The organism is Allobosea rubneri, assembly GCF_032464875.1.
GTDB lineage: Bacteria > Pseudomonadota > Alphaproteobacteria > Rhizobiales > Beijerinckiaceae > Allobosea > Allobosea rubneri.
In genome coordinates this window covers 40,506-60,450 of sequence record NZ_JAWDID010000027.1, presented here as the reverse complement: position 1 = coordinate 60,450, position 19,945 = coordinate 40,506, and the positions used below count along the sequence as shown (strand labels likewise).

The window sequence follows — 19,945 nt, the reverse complement described above, 5'->3', positions numbered from 1 at the left end:
GGCGCGAGCCGACCGGTTGACAGGGCTGGGCTCTTGGCCTTCATCTCGCCGGCTAAGAAAATCGCCCTGGAGGATAGCTTTGCCAAGTCTTCGTCACGCCCTGGCCGCGACCACGCTCGCCGTCGCCGCCTATGCCGGCCCCGCCGCCGCGCAGGGCCAGGTCACCGTCTATTGCTCGATCCTCGAGGAACAATGCCGCGAGGGGGCCTCGATCTTCGAGAAGGCGACCGGCATCAAGGTCCAGATGGTCCGCAAGTCAACCGGCGAGGTCTATGCTCAGGTCAAGGCCGAGGCCTCCAATCCGCGTGGCGACGTCTGGTGGGGCGGGCCGGGGGAGCCGCATCTGCAGGCGGCGGAGGAAGGGCTGCTCGACGAATACAAGTCGCCGAAGCTCGCCGAGCTGCATGACTGGGCGAAGCGCCATGCCGAGCAGTCGAAGTTCCGCACCTCCGGCATCTATCTCGGCGCGCTCGGCATCGGCTACAATCTGGAGACCCTGAAGAGCAAGAAGCTGCCAGAGCCGAAATGCTGGGCCGACCTGCTGGATCCGAAGTTCAAGGACGAGGTCCAGGTCGCCGATCCCAGCTCCTCGGGCACCGCCTATGTCTTCCTCGCGACGACCGTCCAGCGGCTCGGCGAGGAGAAGGGCTTCGAGTTCCTCAAGACCCTGCACAAGAACATCAGCCAGTACACCAAGTCCGGCATCGCCCCGGTCAAGGCGACGGCGCTCGGCGAAACGGCGGTCGGCATCGCCTTCATGCACGACATGCTGACGCAGAAGCTGCAGGGCGCGCCGATCGGCATCGTCGCCCCTTGCGAGGGCACCGGCTACGAGACCGGTTCGGTCTCGGTGATCAAGGGCGGCAAGAACCCGGACGCGGCGCGCAAATTCGTCGACTTCACGCTCTCACCGGAGGCGCAGGACATCAACGCCAAGCTCAAGATCAACTCGATCCCCTCCAATAAGAACGCCAAGCTCTCGCCGGACGCGCCGAAGTTCGAGGAGATCAAGCTGATCGACTACGACACCCCGCGTTGGGGCAGCCCGGCCGAGCGCTCGCGCCTGCTGAAGAAGTTCGACGACGAGGTGAAGGCGCTGCCGCGCTGAGGCCTGAGGAAGGCGATTAGTAGCACGAACCATAATTCGTGCTACTAAATTGGATATGCAGCGCATCCCGCTCAATATCCAGACGCTCTATGCCGATCTGCAGCAGCAGGTCGCTATGGCCTCGCAGGACGAGGCGACGGTGGTAGCGACGACCGTCGCAGGCATCCGCTATCTGCGGCTCCAGCGCTGGGTCGGAGCCAGCCGCACGGTCGAGCACCTCGGCCGTGCCGACGATCCCGAAGTACTGGCCCGCGCCGACACAGCCCGGGCCGAGATGGCGCGGCGACAGGAGAGGCGGCGCCTCGTCTCTGCGCTTCGGCGCCTCATTCCCGGCCCGACCAATGCGCTCGGGCGCGTCGCCGATGCGGTTGCGCATGCCGGACTGTTCCGACGCGGGGCAGTGCTGGTGGGCACTGCGGCCTATCAGTGCTACCCGCCCTTGCTCGGCATGGTCCTGCCGTCGGCGACGGTCATGACGCAGGATCTCGATCTCGCCACCGCCGATCTCGCGCTCGATGCCGAGATCGCGGGTGACAGCATGCTGGCGATCCTTCAGCGGGCGGAGGCGAGCTTTGCGGCGCTGCCGGGGCTCGACCCGAAGGCCCCACCCTCGCGCTTCCGCGACCGGCAGGGCTTCGTCGTCGATCTGCTGACCCCGCAGCGCCGCCGCAGCGACCGCGATCCGATGCCGTTGAAGGCGCTTGCCGCCGGGGCGACGCCGCTCCAGCACCTCGACTGGCTGATCGAGGATCCGGTCTCGGCCGTCGCGCTGCACGGCGCCGGTGTTGCGGTGGTCCTGCCTCGGCCGGCGCGCTTTGCCGTGCACAAGCTGATACTTGCGCAGAAGCGAGGCGCTCACGAGCCCGCCAAGGCCCGCAAGGACCTGGCACAGGCGGCCGCTCTGGTGGAGGCGCTGCGCGTCGCTGCCCCCTTCGAGCTCGACGACGCCATCGAGGACGCGCGGAGCCGGGGGCGCGATGGCTGGGCCAGGCCGCTGGACCGCTCGCTTTCGGCGATCGGCGTGACGGCCTGACCCTGTCCTTTGCGGCGCCTACCGCACCGGCGGCGCGTATTGCAGGCCGCCCTGGGTCCAGAGCTTGTTCATGCCGCGGGGCAGGTTGAGCGGCGACTTGGCGCCGAGATGGCGGTCGAAGCTCTCGCCGTAATTGCCGACCGCCTTGACGATGCGGACCACCCAGTCATTGGTCAGCCCGAGGCTCTCGCCGAACTTGCCCTCGGCGCCGAGCAGGCGGCGGATCTCGGGATTGGTCGACTTCACCATCTCGTCGACATTGGCTTGCGTGATCCCGTATTCCTCGGCGTTCATCAGAGCATAGACCGTCCAGCGCACGATATCGAACCAGGCATCGTCGCCCTGCCGCACCCAGGGGCCGAGCGGCTCCTTCGAGATCATCTCGGGCAGGAGGTCGTGGTCTGACGGGACCTTGAGCTTCATCCGGTTGGCGGCGAGCTGCGAGAGATCGGTGGTGTAGGCATCGCAGCGGCCGGCCTCATAAGCCTGGATCGTCTCGTCCAGCCCAGCGAAGGCGATGACCTCGTACTTCATGTTGTGGGTGCGGAAATAGTCGGCGAGGTTGAGCTCGGTCGTGGTGCCCTGGGCGACGCAGACCGAGGCACCGTTCAGCGCCTTGACCTCCTTCACGCCGGTGCTCTTGCGCACCAGGAAGCCCTGGCCGTCGAAGTAGTTGATCGCCGTGAAGTTGAGGCCGAAGCCGGCATCGCGGCCGAGCGTCCAGGTCGTGGTCCGCGACAGCACGTCGATCTCGCCGCTCTGCAGGGCCGTCAACCGGTCCTTCGAGGCCAGCGAGATGTACTTGGCCTTCTCCTGGTCGTTGAATATCGCCGCGGCCAGCGCCCGGCAGATGTCGACGTCGAAGCCGCGCCATTGCCCCTGCGCATCCGGCAGCGAGAAGCCGGCGACGCCGTGGCTCGCGCCGCAGATCAGCTGGCCGCGCTGCTTGATCCGTTCCAGCGTCGTCTGGGCCAGCGCCGCTCCCGTCATGGCGGCGCTCAGCCCGATGCCGGCGAGCACGCCCGCCAGCCTGCGGACGGTTGATGATGAAATCCCGGTCATTTCGGCGTTCCCCTTCAGGTTCTTGTCCTTGCCGATCCGAAAGACCAGGCAGTAGGCCCGGCGATCTAACAGGATCGTATCGAGCGGCGCCACGGTCATTTATGCGGCTAACGGATTTTCGAGCTTAAGCGGTTGTTAACCATAGCTTTCCGCCTGCCGCATCTGGCCTGGAGGTCGTCGCGTAACCGGCGGGACCCGCCAACTGCAGATGGAGCCAGCTTCCGCATGTCCGATCCCGTCCTCGTCATCGCCCGTGCCCGTGTCCGACCCGCCGACCGGGCGCGCTTCGTCGCCGCAGCCCATGATTGCATCGCGGCGACCCGGCAGGAGCAGGGCTGCCTCGGCTTCGACATGCATGAGAGCCTGACCGCGCCCGGCCATTTCATCTGCCTTGAAAGCTGGGAAACCCGAGCGGATGTCGAGCGTCACATGGCTCGCCCTTATCTCAAGGCGTTTCTCGCCGTGGCCGGGGCTTGCGTCAGCGTCGCTCCGGTGATCGAAGTGGTGGAACCGCGATCGGTCGATCGCCTCTGATCCAACACGCCACGGGTTTAGTCACATGCAGCGCGCCACCTCCGTCGTCCGCAAGGCCGCGGTCAAGCAGGACCGGGTCGTCGAGACCCTGACCCTCGACCATGAGGACCGCAACCGCCGCCGCGTCGCGCTAAAGGGCGATGGCGGGCAGGACATCCTGCTCGATCTCGACAAGCCGACGGCGCTGAACGATGGCGACGCCGTCAAGCTGGAGGACGGCTCGCTCGTTCTGATCAAGGCTGCCGCGCAGAAGCTGATCGAGATCAAGGCCGAGAACCCGCTGCGCCTCATGCGCGTCGCCTGGCATATCGGCAACCGCCACACCCCGGCGGAGATCACCGCCGACGCCATCTATATCGAGCACGATCATGTTCTGGCCGAGATGGTCCGCGGCCAGGGCTGCGCGATGAGCGATGTCGAGCGGCCGTTCCAGCCCGAGCGCGGCGCCTACGATCACGACCATGCCAATTGTGGCCATGACCATGGCCATCACCATCATGGGCACGAGCACCACGACCACGAGCACGGCCATTCGCACGGGCATGAGCATGCCCATGGCTCCGACTGCGGTTGCGGCCACGACCATCATCACGATCATCACCATCACGATCATGATCACGGCCATTCCCATGCCGGCCATGGCGAGGCCCATGCCCATGCCCACAGCCATGGCGAGCACAAGCACGAGCACGCCCACGACGCCTCCTGCGGTTGCGGCCATGACCACCATCATGACGACCACGGCCACAAGCATGACCATGGCCATCACCATGGCGCCGAGCACGGCCATAAGGGCCACAAGCACGACCACTGAGCCATGACCGGGGTTCAGCTGCCCCTGATGATCTGGCTGTCGCCGTCCTTCCCGGTCGGCGGCTTCGCCTATTCGCATGGCCTGGAATGGGCGTTCGAGGTCGGGGACCTCACGGAGGCGCAGGGGCTTGAGGACTGGCTCGGCGTCCTGGTCGAGCATGGCTCGCTGCGCAATGACCTCATCCTCTTCGCCGCCGCCTGGCGCGCCAGCGGCGATGGTGATGGCAAGGGGCTGGGCGAGGTGGCTGAGCTCGCGCTCGCTCTGGCGAATTCGGCCGAGCGGCGGCTGGAGACGGTGACCCAGGGCAATGCCTTCATCGCCGCCATTGCTGCCTCCTGGCCTTGCGCCTCGGTCGATGCGCTGAAGGCCGCCTGGCCGGGCGATGTCGCCTATCCCGTCGCGGTCGCCGTTGCGGGCAGCGGCCATGGCCTGCCGCTACTGCCTTCGCTCGAGGCCTTCTCGCTCGCCTTCGTCGCCAACCTGGTCTCGGCCGCGGTCCGGCTCGGTATTGTCGGCCAGACCGACGGCCAGCGCGTCACGGCCGGACTGGCCCCGCTCTTGCGTAGCGCCGCGACGAGGGCGGAAGCCGCCGCGCTGGACGCGCTCGGCAGCTGCGCCTTCCGCTCGGACCTCGCTTCCCTGCGTCACGAAACCCAGTATTCGAGGCTGTTCCGCTCATGAGCGCTTCCCCCCATGGCCCTTTGCGGGTCGGCATCGGCGGTCCGGTCGGCTCCGGCAAGACGGCGCTGATGGAGGCGCTGTGCAAGCGCATGCGCGACCGCTACGACATCGCGGCTATCACCAACGACATCTACACCAAGGAGGATGCGCGCATCCTCACCGTCTCCGGCGCACTGCCCGAGGAGCGGATCATGGGCGTCGAGACCGGCGGCTGCCCGCATACCGCGATCCGTGAGGACTGCTCGATCAACCTCGCCGCGGTCGCCGAGATGCGCGGCCGGTTCCCGGCGCTCGACCTGATCCTGATCGAATCCGGCGGTGACAACCTCGCCGCCACCTTCTCGCCCGAGCTCGCCGACCTGACGATCTATGTCATCGACGTCGCCGCTGGCGAGAAGATCCCGCGCAAGGGCGGGCCGGGCATCACCCGCTCCGACCTGCTCGTCATCAACAAGACCGACCTCGCCCCGCATGTCGGCGCGGATCTTGCAGTGATGGATCGCGATTCGCGGACCATGCGCGGCAAGCGACCTTTCGCCTTCACCAATACGCGGGCGGGGGACGGCGTCGAGCAGGTGGTCGATTTCATCGAGACCGCCGGAGGGCTCAAGGCCACGGCGCGAGGCTGAGGGATTTGAGACGATGGCACGCAGGACGATGGCGAGAGGCATGGCCGTGGCATTGACGCTTCTGCTGACGGGCGTTGCGGCCCCGGCGCTGGCTCATACCGGCGTCGGCTCCGTCGAGGGGCTGGCGCAGGGGCTGCTGCACCCGCTGACCGGGCTCGATCACGTCCTCGCCATGGTCGCGGTCGGCCTCTGGGCCGGGCTCGTCGGCGGCAAAGCGCGCATCGCCTATCCCGTCGCCTTCGTGGCGACGATGGCGCTGGCCGGCGCCTGGGCCATGGCCGGCGGCGAACTGCCCGGCGCCGAAATCGGCATCGCGGTTTCGATCGTCATCCTTGGGCTCGCCATCGCGCTCAAGGCCTCGCCGCCGCTGGCGGCGGGTGCGCTCGCTTGCGGCATCTTTGCGATCTTCCACGGCTTCGCACATGGGGCGGAGCTGCCGGAGAACGCCAGCGGCTTCGCCTATGCCGCCGGCTTCATCATCGCCACGGCCGCGCTGCACGGCGCCGGCCTCTTCCTCGCGGCGCGGCTCGCGCAGCATGCCCCTGTGCTCGCGCGCGTCGCGGGCGGCGGGCTGGTCCTTGCCGGCGTCGCCATTCTGGCCGGCTGAAGGCCGGCAGCCAGTCCCTCAGATGATCCGGCGCCGGAGATAGCCGCCGATCTGCTCGACTGCGACGACCAGCGCGAAGATCGCGAGGATGATCGTCAGCGCCGTGTCGTAGTCGAACAGGTCGAAGGCGACCTTGAGCTCGACGCCGATGCCGCCGGCGCCGACCAGCCCGAGAACGACCGAGGCGCGGGTCGCCTTCTCGACGCAGAACAGCGAGGTCGCAATGAAGGACGGCATGGCATTCGGCACCACCGCCGAGAAGATCAGACCGGTCCGGCTCGCGCCGATGGTCGAGAGTGCCTCGCGCGGGCCCTTGTCGGTCTCCTCCATCGCCTCGGCGAAAAAGCGCCCGGCATAGCCGATCGTGTCGACCATCAGCGCCAGCACGCCGGCAGCGGGGCCGAGGCCCACCGCGATCACGAAGAACAGCGCCCAGATCAGGTCCGGCACGGTGCGGAACAGGGCGATCAGCCCGCGCGTCAGCACACGGATGATGGGGTGCGGCGACAGGCCTTCCGCCGCGAGCACGGCGAGCGGAAAGCTCAGGATCAATCCGAGCACGCAGCCCGAGACCGCCATCTGAAAGGTCGTCGCCAGCGAGGCGAGGATGCTGTCGAGCCTGGCGAGATCGGGCGGGAACATCCGCGAGAGGATGTTGCCCATATAGGGCAGGCCGCGCACGAGCTTCTCGGCCGAGAGCTCGGAGCCGCTGAACGACCAGACCAGCAGCGCCAGCGCCAGGAACCAGCCCATGAAGGCGGCGGCGCTCGGCCGCGCGAAACGGTCGCCGGCATGGAGGCCGTGCGTGGTGGATTGCAGGCTCATGCGAACACCGGAACAGGTTGCGCCGCCGGCTCCGCTTCGGCCGGCTCCTCGAAGAACGCGGCGAGCTCCGCCTCGTTGCAGTGCAGGGCGCGCCGGTCCAGCGCGATCCCGCCATTGCCGAGGCCTACGATGCGATCGGCGAAGCGCAGCGCGTGCGCCATGTGGTGCGAGACGAAGACGAGGGTGAGCCCCTTGTCCCGGGTCAGCCGGAACAGCAACTCCATCACCTCGCGCCCGGCGCGCGGATCGAGGCTGGCATCGGGCTCGTCGGCGAGCACGATCTGCGGCCGCTGCATCAGCATGCGGGCGATCGCGACGCGCTGCGACTGGCCGCCCGAGAGCGAATCCGCGCGCTGCATCGCCTTGTCGGCGAGACCTACGGCGGCGAGGCAGGCCATCGCCTCGTCGCGGATCTCGGCCGGGGCCAGGGCCTGCGTCCAGGTACGCGGGCCGGAGCGGCGCGACTGCACGCCGTGCACGACATTGCTCAGCGCGCTCAGCCGCGAAACCAGGTTGTGCTTCTGGAAGACGACGCCGACCCTGGCCCGGAAGCGCTTCAGCGCCGCGCCGCGCAGGCTGCCGACCGTCTCGCCCAGCACCGAGATCGTGCCGGCATCGGCCTCGGCGAGCCGCACGATCATGCGCAGCAGGGTCGACTTGCCGGTGCCGTTGGCGCCGATCAGCGCCATGGCCTCACCCTGCGGGATGGCGAGGTCGAGCCCGCCGATGATCTGGCGCGTGCCAAAACTCTTGGCGAGGCCGGAGATGGCGACGACGGGCGCTGCTGCGTCCGCCGTCGGCAAGGTCTGCGCGCTCTGCGGCATCACTCGATGAACTTGTTGAACTCGGTGATGCCGATGGTCTGGTAGATCGAGCGGACATAGTCGTAGTCGCTGTCCTTGATCTCCGGCAGGAAGATGCCGCCGGCGAACTTCTTGTTGTCGTCGGTGTCGGAGACGACGGCCTTCATCAGCTCCTGGCCATTGTCGAGGAAGGTCTTGCGAACCTTGGCGAGCACCTCCGGCTTCACCTTCGGGCTGGCGATCATCACGTCGTTCGGCAGGTCGCGGCCGCGGGCGACGACCGCGAAGCCGGTCTTCGGGTCGGATTTGCGGATGCTGTTGAGGTGGCCGAGGTTCAGGCCGATGGCGGCGATGTCACCGCGCTTCATCGCTTCGGCGGCGACATTGCGCTTCACGAAGATCGGCTTGTAGTCGACATTGTACTTCAGGCCGAAATCGGCGAGCGCCTGGGCCGGGCCGAGATGCTGCGAGGTCGAGCCGATCTCGCCGAAGGAGATGGTCTTGCCCTTGAGATCGGCGACCGTCTTGATCGGGCCGTTCGCGAGCACGGCGACCTGCGAGAAATAGTCGGGACGCTGCCAGCCGACGACGGGCACCGCGCCGGTGCGCGCCTTGAAGACCACGTATTCGGCCGGGCCGGTCAGCACGAAATCGATCTGGTCGGCCGCCATGGCCTCGACCGCGGCGGTGCGGCCGGAGACCGCGAAGAACTGCATCTTCAGCCCGGAAAGCTTCTCGAAGGCGGCTTTGAACGGGCCGAACTCGCGCTGCAGCGATTCCAGCCCGTCGACATCGGTCACGGCGAAACGGATCGTCTCCTGCGCCTGCGCGGCCGGAGACACGAAGGCGGCCGCGGCCGCGATGAATGCATAAGCCAGCTTCTTCAGCATGGGCGTCCTCCCTCGGGGTTCGAGGGCGGCGCTAAACAGCCCATGCGACGCTGGGGTGACGGTCGCGCGACGGCTGGATGACGCCCGTGCCGTCATGCCGCTGTCATCTGCCGGTCGCATGCGCCTTCGCCCGAAGCGGCGCGAATGATCCGGGCGCCGGTGACAAGGAGCGGATGCGGTGGCGCTACAGATCTCAGGCGGCCGGGTACTGGCCGGGGCCTTCGAAACGGCCGATCTCGCCGTGCGCGACGGCATGATCGCCGTCGCCGATGCGCCGCTGCCGGACAATGCCCTGCGCCTCGATGCCACCGGCCTGCTCGTGCTGCCCGGCCTCGTCGACTGTCATGGCGATGCCTTCGAGCGTCACATCATGCCGCGCCCGGGCGTTTCCTTCGACATTGAGCTCGCCTTGCGCGACGCCGACAGGGCCCTGCTCGCCAGCGGCATCACCACCGCCTTCCATGGAGTCACCTGGTCCTGGGAGCCGGGCCTGCGCGGCGCCGAGAATGCGCGGCGCCTGGTCGAGGCGATCGAGCGTCTCGGGCCTGAGCTCGGCGCCGATACGCGCTTCCATTTGCGCCACGAGACCTACAATCTCGACGCCGAGGCGGAGATCCTCGCCTGGCTGGCCGCCGGCCGGGTCGGGGTTCTCGCCTTCAACGACCATATGGAGGGCACGCTGAAATCGCGCAGCCGGCCGGACAAGGTTAGCAAGATGGTCGAGCGCACCGGCCTCTCGCATGAGGATTTCATGCTGCTGGTCGAGAACGTCCATAGCCGCCGCGACGAGGTGTCCGGCTCCATCGAGCGGCTGGCAGCAGCTGCTCGTAGCGCCGGGGTACCAACCTTCTCGCATGACGACATGACCCCGCAGATGCGCCGCTGGTACCGCGGGCTCGGCGTCGCAGTGGCCGAATTCCCGATCGACGAGGAGACGACGCGCGAAGCCGCTGCCCATGGCGAGCCGATCGTCTTCGGCGCGCCCAATGTCGTGCGCGGCGGCTCGCACACCGGCTGCCCGGCCGCCGAGGAGATGGTGCGCCAGGGCCTCTGCACCATCCTCGCCTCGGACTACTACTATCCCGCGTTGCCGCTCGCGCCCTTCCTCCTCGCCGAGCGTGGGGCGGCGAGCTTCGAAGCTGCCTGGAAGCTGGTCTCGCAGGGGCCGGCCGAGGCGCTCGGTCTCACGGACCGGGGTGTCATCGCGCCCGGCAAGCGGGCCGATCTCGTGCTGATCGCGCCCGAACCGCAGCCCCGCATTGTCGCGACCATCGCCGGCGGGCGGCTGGTCCATCTGGCTGATCAGCGCATCCTCGCCTGAGCATGGGCGTCGCCGGCCGCAGATCGTCGGCCGTCAGGCGGCGTAGCCCTTCACGCTCGAAAGCGCCGTCATCACGCCGCGCAATTCCGCCAGGCCACGCAGCCGCCCGACCGCCGGATAGCCCGGAAACGAGCCCTTGCCCGCGTCGTCGAGCAGCTCGTGGCCGTGGTCGGGCCGCATCGGGATGCGCCAGTGCTTCCAGCCTGCGGCCTTGCGGCGGGTCTGCTCGTTCATCAGCGCGTCGACCAGCGCCACCATGTCGGTGTCGCCGCCGAGATGCTCGGCTTCCATGAACGAACCGTCCGGGTCCTTGGCGACATTGCGCAGATGCGCGAACCAGATCCTGTCGGCGAAGCGGCGGGCGATTCCCGGCACATCGTTCTTCGGATTGGCGCCGAGCGAGCCGGAGCACAGGGTGAGCCCGTTCGAGGGCGAGTCCACCGCACCGAGGATGAAGGCGATGTCGTCCTCGTCCGAGCAGATCCGCGGCAGGCCGAAGAGCGGGCGCGGCGGGTCGTCCGGATGGATGCACATCCGGATGCCGACTTCCTCCGCCGTCGGGATCACCGCCTCGAGGAAGCGCTTGAGATTGGCGCGCAGGCGCTCATGGCTCATGCCGCGATAGCGCTCCAGCATGCGCTTCAGTCCCGGCACGTCATAGCGATCATAGGCGCCGGGCAGCCCGGCCATGATGTTGGCGAGCAGGCGGGTCCGGTCGGCTTCCGAGGAGCGCTCGAACCAGGCCTTGGCCTTGTTCATCACCTCGGCCGGATGGCCCTGGTCGGCGCCCGGACGCCGCAGCATGAAATGGTCGACGACGACATATTCGTGCAGGTTGAAGCGCAACGCCGTTCCGCCGCCGGGCAGGGGCTCGGCGAGCTCGGTCCGGGTCCAGTCCAGCACTGGCATGAAATTGTAGCAGATCACTTCGATGCCGCAGGCGGCGAGGTTGCGCATCGACTGGCGGTAGTTGACGAAGACCGGCTCGAGATCGCCTTCGCCGATCTTGACGCTTTCATGGATTGGCAGGCTCTCGACGACCGCCCAGCGCAGGCCGAGGCTCTTGTCGGCCTCGATGATCGCCTTGCGCTTCTCGATCTCCTCGACGCTCCAGACCACGCCGTAGGGGATCTGGTGCAGGGCGTTGACGATGCCGCGCGCACCTGCCTGCCGCGCCTGGGCCAGCGTCACCACATCGTCCGGGCCGAACCAGCGCCAGGTCTGTTCCATTGTCGGGTGTCCTCTTGCAGGCTTCGTCTTGTTGCAGGCTTGGCTTTGCCGATGCTCAGGCGGGCTTGTTCAGGCCGCCGGTGGCGGCGAAGGCGTCGACCTGGTTGCGGGCGATGGTCTCGATCGCGTCGAACACGGTGCGCAGATGCGCCCGCATCGTCTTCTCGGCAGCGGCTTCGTCGCCGGCACTGACCGCGGCCGCGATCTCACGATGCTCGGAGAGGATCATGTCGGACCATCCGCCGGTCTCGAGAGACAGGCAGCGCACTCTGTCGAGCTGGGCCTTGACGCCCTCGATCAATCCCCAGACGGAAGGATGGCCGGAGAGGCGCGACAGCTCGGCATGGAAGGCCTCGTCGCTGCGGAAGAAGCCGGCGCGGTCTCCCGCCGCCAGCGCCTGCTCCTGCTGGCGGATCAGTTTTGCGAGGCTCGCCTTGCCTTCCGCGTCGATGCGCTGGGCGGCGAGGGCGACGGTGCGGCACTCCAGCGTCTCGCGCACGAACTGGCTGTCATAGACGGCGGCGAGATCGATCGGCGCGACGAAGGTGCCGACCTGCGGCACGACTTGCAGAAAGCCTTCCTCGACCAGGCGCTTGAAGGATTCGCGCACGGGCGTGCGGCTGACGCCGAACTGCAGCGCCATGCGGGCCTCGGAAATCGCTTCCCCAGGGCGCAGCACTGCGTTCAGGATGTCGCTCCGCAAGGCGCGATAGATCTGGTCCGTGGTCTGCCGTGCCGCTGCGATGCCCATTGCCAAGCTCTTGTTCACTAGTATACTAGGATACCGGTCGAGGCAGGGAGGCGTCAACTCCGAATGCCTTGCGTGCGATAAGAGTCGAGCAGGGGCCGGCACAAGATGGCCGGTGCCGGTTTCGGTGCAAGCAAAGAAGCGGCAAAGCCGCCGCGAGGAGGGAAAAATGGTCCAGGACAGCATCAACAGGCGCACGTTCCTTGGCGGCGTTGCCGGCGTCGCCGGGCTGGCGCAGGCGCCGGCCGCTTTCGCCCAGGCGCTCAAGCTGCCGTCGTCGCCGCTCGCGATCAGCATCATCGACGTCGGCGGGGCGCTCGCTCTGGTGCAGGCGCCGCTGGAGAACTATTCCAAGGCGAACCCCAAGCTCGTTTCGCGGATGACCTTCACCAAGGCGCCGGCGCCCGAGCTGCCGGCCAAGCTGAAGGCCCAGCAGGCGGCCGGTCGCGTCGACATCGATTTCGTCATCGGTGGCCTCGATGTGCTCTCGGCCGGCATCGACCAGAAGCTCTGGGTCGAATTGCTGCCGCGCTTCGCGGCCGAGCTGCCCAAGCCCGATGACATCTACCTCAAGCCCGCGCTCGCGATGCACAATCTCGGCTCCGGGCAGGGCATGGCGATGGTCTATTACCCGTCAGGCCCGCTGCTCGAATACATGCCCGACAAGGTCAAGACTCCGCCGACCACCGCGCAGGAACTGCTCGACTGGACGAAGCAGAACAAGAACCGCTTCCTCTATGCCCGCCCGGCCAATTCCGGCCCGGGCCGCACCTTTATCATGGGCCTGCCCTACATCCTCGGCGACAGCGATCCCAAGGATCCGGCCAAGGGCTGGGACAAGACCTGGGCCTATCTCAAGGCGTTGGGCGAGAACATCGAGTACTATCCGGGCGGCACCGGCGCGACGATGAAGGAGCTTGGCGACGGCACGCGCGACATCATCGTCTCGACCACCGGCTGGGACATCAATCCGCGCGTCCTCGGCGTCGTGCCGAAGGAAGCCAAGATCCAGACGCTGAAGGGCTTCCACTGGGTCACCGACGCCCAGTACATGATGATCCCCAAGGGCGTCTCCGACGAGAAGCTCGCCGTGCTGCTCGACCTCATTCGCCACATGCTGACGCCGCAGCAGCAGGCCTACACCTATGACGAGGGCTATTTCTATCCGGGCCCGGCGGTGAAGGATGTGCCGCTCTCGATGGCGCCGGAATCGAGCCAGAAGGCGATCCAGGAATATGGCCGCCCGGAATACGAGAAGCTGATCGCCGAGAACCCGATGGAAACCCCGCTCGACCCCGACAAGATGGTCGTCGCCTTCCGCATGTGGGACGAGCAGGTCGGCGGCGCCAAGCGCAAGTAAGCCGGCCCATCCGCTGCCCGACAGGCCGGTCCTTGACCGGCCTGTCGCCTTGCTGTCGCCTGTCTCCGGACGCCAGCCGTCCGTCCGAACCAGATGGTCCTCATGACGATACATGCTGCGAACTTCCGCGAACTCAGGCTCGACCGGCTCTGCCGCGATTTCGGTAGCCACAACGCCGTCAAGGACGTCTCGCTGACCATCAGGCAGGGCGAGTTCATCGCGCTGCTCGGACCGTCCGGCTGCGGCAAGTCGACGACGCTGAACCTGATCGCGGGCCTCCTGCCGGCGACCGGCGGCGGCATCTGGCTAGACGAGAAGCGCATCGATCCGCTGCGGCCCGAAGAGCGCGGCTTCGGCATGGTCTTCCAGAGCTATGCGCTCTTCCCGCATATGAGCGTGCGCAAGAACATCGGCTTCGGCCTGAAGATGCGCGGCATGCCAAAGGCCGAGAGCGAGAGCCGCGTCGCCGAGGCGGTGGCGCTGGTTCGGCTCCAGGGCCAGGAGGACAAGCTCCCCGGCCAGCTTTCCGGCGGCCAGCAGCAGCGCGTCGCCATCGCCCGCGCGATCGCCGTGCAGCCGCCGCTCGTGCTGATGGACGAGCCGCTCTCCAATCTCGACGCAAAATTGCGTCTCGAGATGCGGGCCGAGATCCGGCGCATCCATAACGCTCTTGGCGCCACCACCATCTATGTCACGCACGACCAGGAGGAGGCGCTCTCGCTCGCCGATCGCATCGTGGTGATGCGCGATGGCGAGATCCGCCAGGTCGGCGGGCCGGAGGACCTGTTCTCGCGGCCCGACCATCTCGACGTCGCCGAGTTCATGGGCTTCCGCAACAAGGTCTCCGGCAAGGTCGCGAGCGTGGCGAACGATCTTGCGACCGTGACCGTCGGGAATGTCGGCGTTACCGGCCGCGTCCGCACCAAGGCGGCGCCTGGCGAGGTCGCCCATCTCTCGATCCGCCCCGAGGACCTGCATCCTGTGCCGGAGGGCGGGGCAGGGCTCGAGGCGAAGGTCGTCTCGACCGAGTTCCATGGCCGCGAATTCGTCGGCTTCGCCCGCATGGCCGACGATACGCCGCTGACCTTCCTGGCTGATCGCCGCATCGCGCCAGGCACCGACATTCGCCTCGCCGCCGACAAGGAGCGGGTGCTGGTCTTCGGGGGCGCCGCATGAGCCCGGCATCCACCGATATCCCGCTTTCACAGCGCCTCGCCGCGCGCGGCCTCGACGGCCTGACCCTGCTGGTCCTGCCGGCGGTCATCTTCCTGCTGGCGCTGTTCATCTACCCGTTCCTTTACGGGCTGTTCCTCTCCTTCACGCCCAAGGCCGGCGGGGCGCTGGCGAACTACCAGCGCTTCTTCTCCGATTCCTTCCTTTACGGGACGATCGCGACCACGCTCTGGCTCGCTTTGCCGGTGACGATCGTCACGCTGCTGCTGGCGATCCCGATCGCCTTCCGCGTCCGGCTGATGAAGAACCAGCGCCTGCTCACCACCATCCTGGTGATCCCGATCACGCTCGGCACCGTGCTGGTCGCCCAGGGGCTCCTGAACTATCTCGGCCCGCAGGGCTGGTTCAACCGCACGCTGATGACGATCGGCCTGATCTCATCGCCGGTGAAGCTGCTGCACAATTACTGGGGCGTGATGCTCTCGCTGGTGATCACCGGCTTTCCCTTCACCTTCCTCCTGACCTTGTCTTATCTGACTGGCGTCGACCCGGCGCTGGAGCAGGCGGGCGCGACCCTCGGTGCCGGGCCCTGGCAGCGCTTCAAGCACATCCTCTTCCCGCTGCTGCTGCCTGGGCTCGCCATCACCTTCTGTCTTTCGTTCGTGCAGGCGTTCTCGGTCTTTCCCTCGGCGGTCCTGCTCGGAGCGCCGGCCGGGCCGACCCGCGTGATCTCGATCGCGGCCTATCAGGCGGCCTTCGAGGAGTACGACTATTCGATGGCCTCGGCCGTCGCGATGATCATGGGCGTGGTCCAACTCGCCATCGTCGTCGCGGTGCTGGGCCTGCGCGGGATGCTCTATCGCGGCCCGGCTGGCGGCGGGAAGGGCTGATCCGATGGTCAAGGATACACGTCTCTCGACCAAGCTCTGGGCTGCGGCCAACTGGACGCTGATCGGCTTCTTCATCGTCAACCTGTTCGCGATGATCGCGACGGTGATCACCAGCTCGTTCTCGACGCGCTGGCTGCGTTCCTGGCTGCCCGATGGCTGGACGACGCGCTGGTACGGCGCCGCCTGGGCCGAGTTCCAGCTCGGCGACGTGCTGACGGTCACCTTCCAGATCGTCTTCCTCGTCGTCTTCCTCTCGGGGCTGATCGGCGTGCCGGCAGCCTATGCGCTGGCGCGGCGCGACTTCCCCGGCAAGAAGCTCGTCATGCTGCTCTTCCTGCTGCCGCTCCTGGTGCCGCCGATCACCTTCGGCATCCCGCTGGCGACGGTGCTCTATCGCACCGGGCTCGCCGGCTCGATGTCGGGCGTCGTGCTCGCCAATCTCGTGCCGACGGTGCCCTTCGTCATCCTGGTGATGATCCCGTTCATCGAGCAGATCGACACCAAGATCGAGGCGGCGGCGCGGGTCTTCGGCGCCAACACCTTCAAGCTCTTCATCCATGTCCTGCTGCCGCTGCTGATGCCCGGCATCCTCGCCGCGCTCCTGCTCGTGCTGGTCCGGACGATCGCGATGTTCGAGCTGACCTTCCTCACGGCGGGGCCGACCAGCCAGACACTGGTGGTGGCGCTCTATTACGCGGTCTTCGCCGCCGGCGTGCGCGCCGTGCAGTCGATCGACGCCATGGCGGTGATCTACATGGCGACGACGCTGATCTGGCTCGTCATCGCGCTGCGCTTCGTCAATCCGACGCAGATCGTGGCGCGGGCCAAGCGGTAGGCCACTCCCGTCATTGCGAGGAGCGCAGCGACGAAGCAATCCAGGGGACGTCGAGCTTCGCCGCTCCTGGATTGCTTCGCTGCGCTCGCAACGACGAGAGAGGGAACATCCTGCCGCCTGCCGCATTCCTCCGCAGCCGTTCGAGCTGCGGAGGGTGCCATGGTCGCAAGGCGCAAGACAGGCGAGGCCAGTGCTTCGGGCCGGCTTCGCCGGACCGCTCCCGAGGATCTCTCGATCACCCGCATCCGCGTCGGCCGCAATTTTGGCTATCGCGATGCCGAAGGCGGCAAGATCGCCGACGAGCCGACGCTCGCCCGCATTCGCGCACTGGCGATCCCGCCGGCCTATCGCGACGTCCAGATCGCCAGCGACCCGCGCGGCCATCTCCAGGCCGTCGGGCGCGACGAGGCCGGGCGCATCCAGCATCGCTATCATCCCGATTGGGAAAAGGTGCGCGAGCGCCGCAAGCTGAAGCGGCTGGCGCAACTGGTCGAGGCCTTGCCCCGGCTGCGGGAGCGCATCGCCGCCGATCTGAAGGGAAGGGAACTTTCGCGTGCCAAGGCGCTGGCCTGCGCCGCCGCGATCATCGATCGCTGCCATATCCGCGTCGGCAACGAGGTCTATGCCCGCAACAATGGCAGCCATGGCGCCTCGACCCTGCTCAAGCGCCATATCGCCGTCACCGGCAGCCATGTCGCGCTCTCCTTCCGCGGCAAGGGCGGCAAGGACATCGCCTGCGCTCGCGACGACGCGCCGCTGGCCCGCGCCCTGACGCGCCTTGCCACGCTGCCGGGCCGGCGGCTCTTCCAGTATCGCGACGAGGACGGCGCGGTCGCATTGATCAGTGCCGCCGAGATCAACGCTTATCTGCGCGAGGCCGCCGGCCTGCCGGCGTCGAGCAAGGATCTGCGCATGCTCGCCGCCAATGCCGCCGCGGCCGAACTCCTGCTCGCGACCGACATTGCCACCAGCGAGCGCGGCCGCAAGCGCCAGCTCGCCGACATCATGCGCGCCATCTCGGAGCGGCTGGTCAATACACCGGCGGTGGTTCGCAAGAGCTATGTCCACGCGATCGTGGTCAGCTCCTATGCCAGCGGCAAGCTGCAGCGGGTCTACCGCCGGGCCAGGGCGCGCGGCGGCTGCTCGCGCATCGAACGGGCGCTGGGATTGCTGGCGGCATGACTTGACCGCAACGCATGGCCGCCGCCCGACAAATCCGGCGGCCGGGGCTTGCGATGCGGCGCTCAGTGGTGAAGCTCGGACAAAATCATCCGAGGAAGCGCCAGCATGTTTCTCACCAATTCCGACATGGTCGAGCTGATCGAGCTCAGGCATGCGCTGCACCGCGCGCCCGAGCTCTCCGGCGAGGAGCGCGAGACGGCGCAGGCCATCGTCGGCTTCCTTTCGCCCAGCGCGCCCGACCGGGTCGTTACCGGGATCGGCGGCCATGGCGTCGCCGCGATCTATGAGGGTAGCGAGCCGGGACCGACCGTGCTGGTCCGGGCCGAGCTCGACGCGCTCCCGATCGAGGATTTGTCCGGCGTCGCGCACGCCTCGCAGGTGCCAGGCAAGGGTCATCTCTGCGGCCATGACGGCCACATGACCATCCTCGCCGCGCTCTCACGCGGGCTCGGCCGCCAGAGACCGCAGCGGGGCAGGGCGATCCTGATGTTCCAGCCGGCCGAGGAGACCGGTGCGGGCGCCGCCGCCGTCATCGCGGACCCGAAGTTCGAGGAGATCGCGCCGGACTTCTCCTTCTCACTGCACAACAAGCCGGGCATGCCGCTCGGCGCCATCCGCCTGTCCGAGGGCGCCGCGAACTGCGCCTCGCGCGGCCTCAAGATCGTGCTGAGCGGCCGCACCTCGCACGCGGCGACGCCGGAACACGCGATCTCGCCGATGAAGGCGCTCGCCCGTCTGTTGCCGGAGCTGACGGCGCTCGGTCCGGGCGGGGCTCTCGATGCGAATTACCGCCTCGTCACCGTCACCCATGCCAGCATGGGCGAGCAGGCCTTCGGCATCACGCCCGGCCGGGCCGAGATCTGGGCGACGCTACGGACCCTGAACGATTCGCTGATGGGCGCGCTCTGCAGCGAAGCGGAAGCGCTGGCGCGCGAGGCGGCCGAAGCCGGCGGGCTATCGGTCACCATGGACTACTTCGACGTCTTCCATCACTGCGAGAACCATCCCGAGGCGGTAGCGCATCTGCGCCGGGCGCTCGACGATGAGGGCATCGCCCATGGCGAGACGCCGCCGCAGCGCGGCTCGGAGGATTTCGGCCTGTTCGGCCGCTCCTCGAAATCGGCGATGTTCCTGCTCGGCTCCGGCGAGGATACGCCGCCCCTGCACAATCCGGACTATGATTTCCCCGATGCGCTGATCGCCCCCGGCGCCCGCGTCTTCATGCGCACGATCCGGAACCTGCTGGGGTAGGCAAAGCCTCTCCCGTCATTCCGGCCGCAGCGAAGCGGAGCGCCGGAATCCATCCCAGTGCGCAGGAGCCCTTCGATGGATTCCGGAGCTGCGCCGCTCGCGCGGCTTGTCCGGAATGACGGCGCCTTCTGTGCGGACCGGAAGACCGTGCTATGGCCGGATCGAGTCGCAGGCACGAGGGACCCCATGCGCAGGATCAGGATCATCGGCATCGGCGCCGGCAACCCGGAGCATCTGACGCTCCAGGCGGTCAGGGCGCTGAACGAGGTCGATGTCTTCTTCGTGCCCGACAAGGGGGAGGAGAAGGCCGCCTTGCGCGAACTGCGCGAGGAGATCTGCCGGCGCTATATCGAGAAGCCTGCCTATCGCATGGTGCCGCTGCGCGTGCCGCAGCGTGCTCCTGCCGGCTCCGACTATCGCGGCAGCGTCGATGACTGGCATGCGGCGCTGGCCGAATCCTATGAGCGTCTCTTTGCCGAGGAACTCGGCGAGGGTGAGGTCGGCGGCCTGCTCGTCTGGGGCGATCCGGCGCTCTATGACAGCACCCTGCGGATCATCGAGGCGGTGCGTGCCCGCGGCTTCGCCCTCGACTACGACGTCATTCCCGGAATCAGCAGCGTCCAGGCGCTGGCGGCGGCGCACCGGTTGGTGCTGAACCGCATCGGCGAGCCGGTGCTGATCACCACCGGACGGAAGCTGGCGGAGAGCGGCATGCCGGACGATCAGGGCAGCGTCGTTGTCATGCTCGATGGCGAGCAGGCCTTTGCCAAGATCCCGCCGGAGGAACTCGACATCTACTGGGGCGCCTATCTTGGCGCGGAGGAGGAAATCCTCGCTTCCGGCCCGCTTTCGGAGGTCGCTGGAGAGATCGTCGAGCGCCGCGCCGAGGCCCGCGCCGCCCACGGCTGGATCATGGATACCTATCTCCTGCGCCGGAAAGGCTGAGGCCAAAGACGAGGTGCGGCCGGC

Annotated in this window: 21 protein-coding genes; 15 read left to right on the top strand and 6 right to left on the bottom strand. The window is 67.6% G+C overall.

Annotation, left to right across the window (positions count from 1 at the left end; all coding sequences use genetic code 11):
• The first annotated feature begins 79 nt into the window (after nucleotides 1-79).
• Together RKE40_RS17635 and RKE40_RS17630 are read left to right on the top strand one after the other, a co-directional pair.
• The gene (locus tag RKE40_RS17635; RefSeq protein ID WP_316019533.1) at nucleotides 80-1,108 is read left to right on the top strand and encodes an ABC transporter substrate-binding protein; all 1,029 of its coding nucleotides are present in this window, start codon (nucleotides 80-82) and stop codon (nucleotides 1,106-1,108) included.
• Between the two features lie 55 nt (nucleotides 1,109-1,163).
• Complete coding sequence (locus RKE40_RS17630) at nucleotides 1,164-2,141, top strand: GSU2403 family nucleotidyltransferase fold protein (RefSeq protein WP_316019532.1); 978 nt, start codon at nucleotides 1,164-1,166, stop codon at nucleotides 2,139-2,141.
• Between the two features lie 18 nt (nucleotides 2,142-2,159).
• On the opposite strand, the gene RKE40_RS17625 is transcribed toward RKE40_RS17630, so the two are convergent.
• The gene (locus RKE40_RS17625) at nucleotides 2,160-3,203 is read right to left on the bottom strand and encodes an amino acid ABC transporter substrate-binding protein (protein ID WP_390893419.1); all 1,044 of its coding nucleotides are present in this window, start codon (nucleotides 3,201-3,203) and stop codon (nucleotides 2,160-2,162) included.
• 225 nt (nucleotides 3,204-3,428) lie between these two features.
• Between RKE40_RS17625 and RKE40_RS17620 the strand changes: the two genes are divergently transcribed.
• From RKE40_RS17620 to RKE40_RS17600, 5 genes are read left to right on the top strand one after another with little or no spacing between them, the layout of a single operon-like run.
• Nucleotides 3,429-3,737: a putative quinol monooxygenase gene (locus tag RKE40_RS17620; protein WP_316019531.1), complete on the top strand. Its 309-nt coding sequence runs from the start codon at nucleotides 3,429-3,431 to the stop codon at nucleotides 3,735-3,737.
• Nucleotides 3,738-3,762: 25 nt separating this feature from the next.
• Nucleotides 3,763-4,551, top strand: a complete 789-nt coding sequence (locus RKE40_RS17615) for an urease accessory protein UreE (RefSeq protein ID WP_316019530.1) — start codon at nucleotides 3,763-3,765, stop codon at nucleotides 4,549-4,551.
• 3 nt (nucleotides 4,552-4,554) lie between these two features.
• Nucleotides 4,555-5,232 (top strand): urease accessory protein UreF, encoded by a 678-nt coding sequence (locus RKE40_RS17610; RefSeq protein ID WP_316019529.1) that lies wholly within the window; start codon nucleotides 4,555-4,557, stop codon nucleotides 5,230-5,232.
• Nucleotides 5,229-5,861 carry an urease accessory protein UreG gene (gene ureG, locus RKE40_RS17605; RefSeq protein ID WP_316019528.1) on the top strand — a complete coding sequence of 211 codons (633 nt, stop codon included), beginning with the start codon at nucleotides 5,229-5,231 and terminating at the stop codon, nucleotides 5,859-5,861. The genes RKE40_RS17610 and ureG overlap by 4 nt, the downstream gene beginning before the upstream one ends.
• A 40-nt stretch (nucleotides 5,862-5,901) precedes the next feature.
• The gene (locus RKE40_RS17600) at nucleotides 5,902-6,468 is read left to right on the top strand and encodes a HupE/UreJ family protein (protein ID WP_316019527.1); all 567 of its coding nucleotides are present in this window, start codon (nucleotides 5,902-5,904) and stop codon (nucleotides 6,466-6,468) included.
• A gap of 18 nt (nucleotides 6,469-6,486) precedes the next feature.
• On the opposite strand, the gene phnE is transcribed toward RKE40_RS17600, so the two are convergent.
• The 3 genes from phnE to RKE40_RS17585 are packed head-to-tail and all read right to left on the bottom strand — an operon-like array spanning nucleotide 6,487 to nucleotide 8,986.
• Nucleotides 6,487-7,293, bottom strand: coding sequence for a phosphonate ABC transporter, permease protein PhnE (gene phnE / locus RKE40_RS17595; protein ID WP_316019526.1), 807 nt, complete (start codon nucleotides 7,291-7,293; stop codon nucleotides 6,487-6,489).
• Complete coding sequence (locus RKE40_RS17590) at nucleotides 7,290-8,117, bottom strand: phosphonate ABC transporter ATP-binding protein (protein ID WP_316019549.1); 828 nt, start codon at nucleotides 8,115-8,117, stop codon at nucleotides 7,290-7,292. Before RKE40_RS17590 ends, phnE begins: the two co-directional genes overlap by 4 nt.
• A complete protein-coding gene (locus RKE40_RS17585) occupies nucleotides 8,117-8,986 on the bottom strand; it encodes a PhnD/SsuA/transferrin family substrate-binding protein (RefSeq protein WP_316019525.1) in 870 nt (289 codons plus the stop codon). The genes RKE40_RS17590 and RKE40_RS17585 overlap by 1 nt, the downstream gene beginning before the upstream one ends.
• Nucleotides 8,987-9,164: 178 nt before the next feature.
• Here RKE40_RS17585 and RKE40_RS17580 point away from each other — a divergent pair, with 178 nt between their 5' ends.
• A complete protein-coding gene (locus tag RKE40_RS17580; protein WP_316019524.1) occupies nucleotides 9,165-10,307 on the top strand; it encodes an alpha-D-ribose 1-methylphosphonate 5-triphosphate diphosphatase in 1,143 nt (380 codons plus the stop codon).
• Nucleotides 10,308-10,340: 33 nt separating this feature from the next.
• Here the strand turns inward: RKE40_RS17580 and uxuA are convergent, their stop codons facing one another.
• Nucleotides 10,341-11,537 carry a mannonate dehydratase gene (gene uxuA / locus RKE40_RS17575; RefSeq protein WP_316019523.1) on the bottom strand — a complete coding sequence of 399 codons (1,197 nt, stop codon included), beginning with the start codon at nucleotides 11,535-11,537 and terminating at the stop codon, nucleotides 10,341-10,343.
• 55 nt (nucleotides 11,538-11,592) lie between these two features.
• Entirely contained in the window at nucleotides 11,593-12,288 is a 696-nt protein-coding gene (locus RKE40_RS17570) for a GntR family transcriptional regulator (RefSeq protein ID WP_316019522.1), read from the bottom strand.
• A gap of 166 nt (nucleotides 12,289-12,454) precedes the next feature.
• Here RKE40_RS17570 and RKE40_RS17565 point away from each other — a divergent pair, with 166 nt between their 5' ends.
• The 7 genes from RKE40_RS17565 to cobF all read left to right on the top strand — a co-directional run bounded on the left by RKE40_RS17565 (nucleotide 12,455) and on the right by cobF (nucleotide 19,921).
• Nucleotides 12,455-13,645: an extracellular solute-binding protein gene (locus tag RKE40_RS17565; protein WP_316019521.1), complete on the top strand. Its 1,191-nt coding sequence runs from the start codon at nucleotides 12,455-12,457 to the stop codon at nucleotides 13,643-13,645.
• A 102-nt stretch (nucleotides 13,646-13,747) separates the two neighbouring features.
• Nucleotides 13,748-14,821 (top strand): ABC transporter ATP-binding protein, encoded by a 1,074-nt coding sequence (locus RKE40_RS17560; RefSeq protein WP_316019520.1) that lies wholly within the window; start codon nucleotides 13,748-13,750, stop codon nucleotides 14,819-14,821.
• Nucleotides 14,818-15,708 (top strand): ABC transporter permease, encoded by an 891-nt coding sequence (locus tag RKE40_RS17555; protein WP_316019519.1) that lies wholly within the window; start codon nucleotides 14,818-14,820, stop codon nucleotides 15,706-15,708. Before RKE40_RS17560 ends, RKE40_RS17555 begins: the two co-directional genes overlap by 4 nt.
• Before the next feature lie 4 nt (nucleotides 15,709-15,712).
• Complete coding sequence (locus RKE40_RS17550) at nucleotides 15,713-16,543, top strand: ABC transporter permease (protein ID WP_316019518.1); 831 nt, start codon at nucleotides 15,713-15,715, stop codon at nucleotides 16,541-16,543.
• A gap of 159 nt (nucleotides 16,544-16,702) precedes the next feature.
• A complete protein-coding gene (locus RKE40_RS17545; protein ID WP_316019517.1) occupies nucleotides 16,703-17,725 on the top strand; it encodes a DNA topoisomerase IB in 1,023 nt (340 codons plus the stop codon).
• 105 nt (nucleotides 17,726-17,830) lie between these two features.
• Entirely contained in the window at nucleotides 17,831-18,976 is a 1,146-nt protein-coding gene (locus tag RKE40_RS17540) for an amidohydrolase (RefSeq protein ID WP_316019516.1), read from the top strand.
• 186 nt (nucleotides 18,977-19,162) lie between these two features.
• Entirely contained in the window at nucleotides 19,163-19,921 is a 759-nt protein-coding gene (gene cobF / locus RKE40_RS17535; RefSeq protein ID WP_316019515.1) for a precorrin-6A synthase (deacetylating), read from the top strand.
• Nucleotides 19,922-19,945 lie beyond the last annotated feature (24 nt).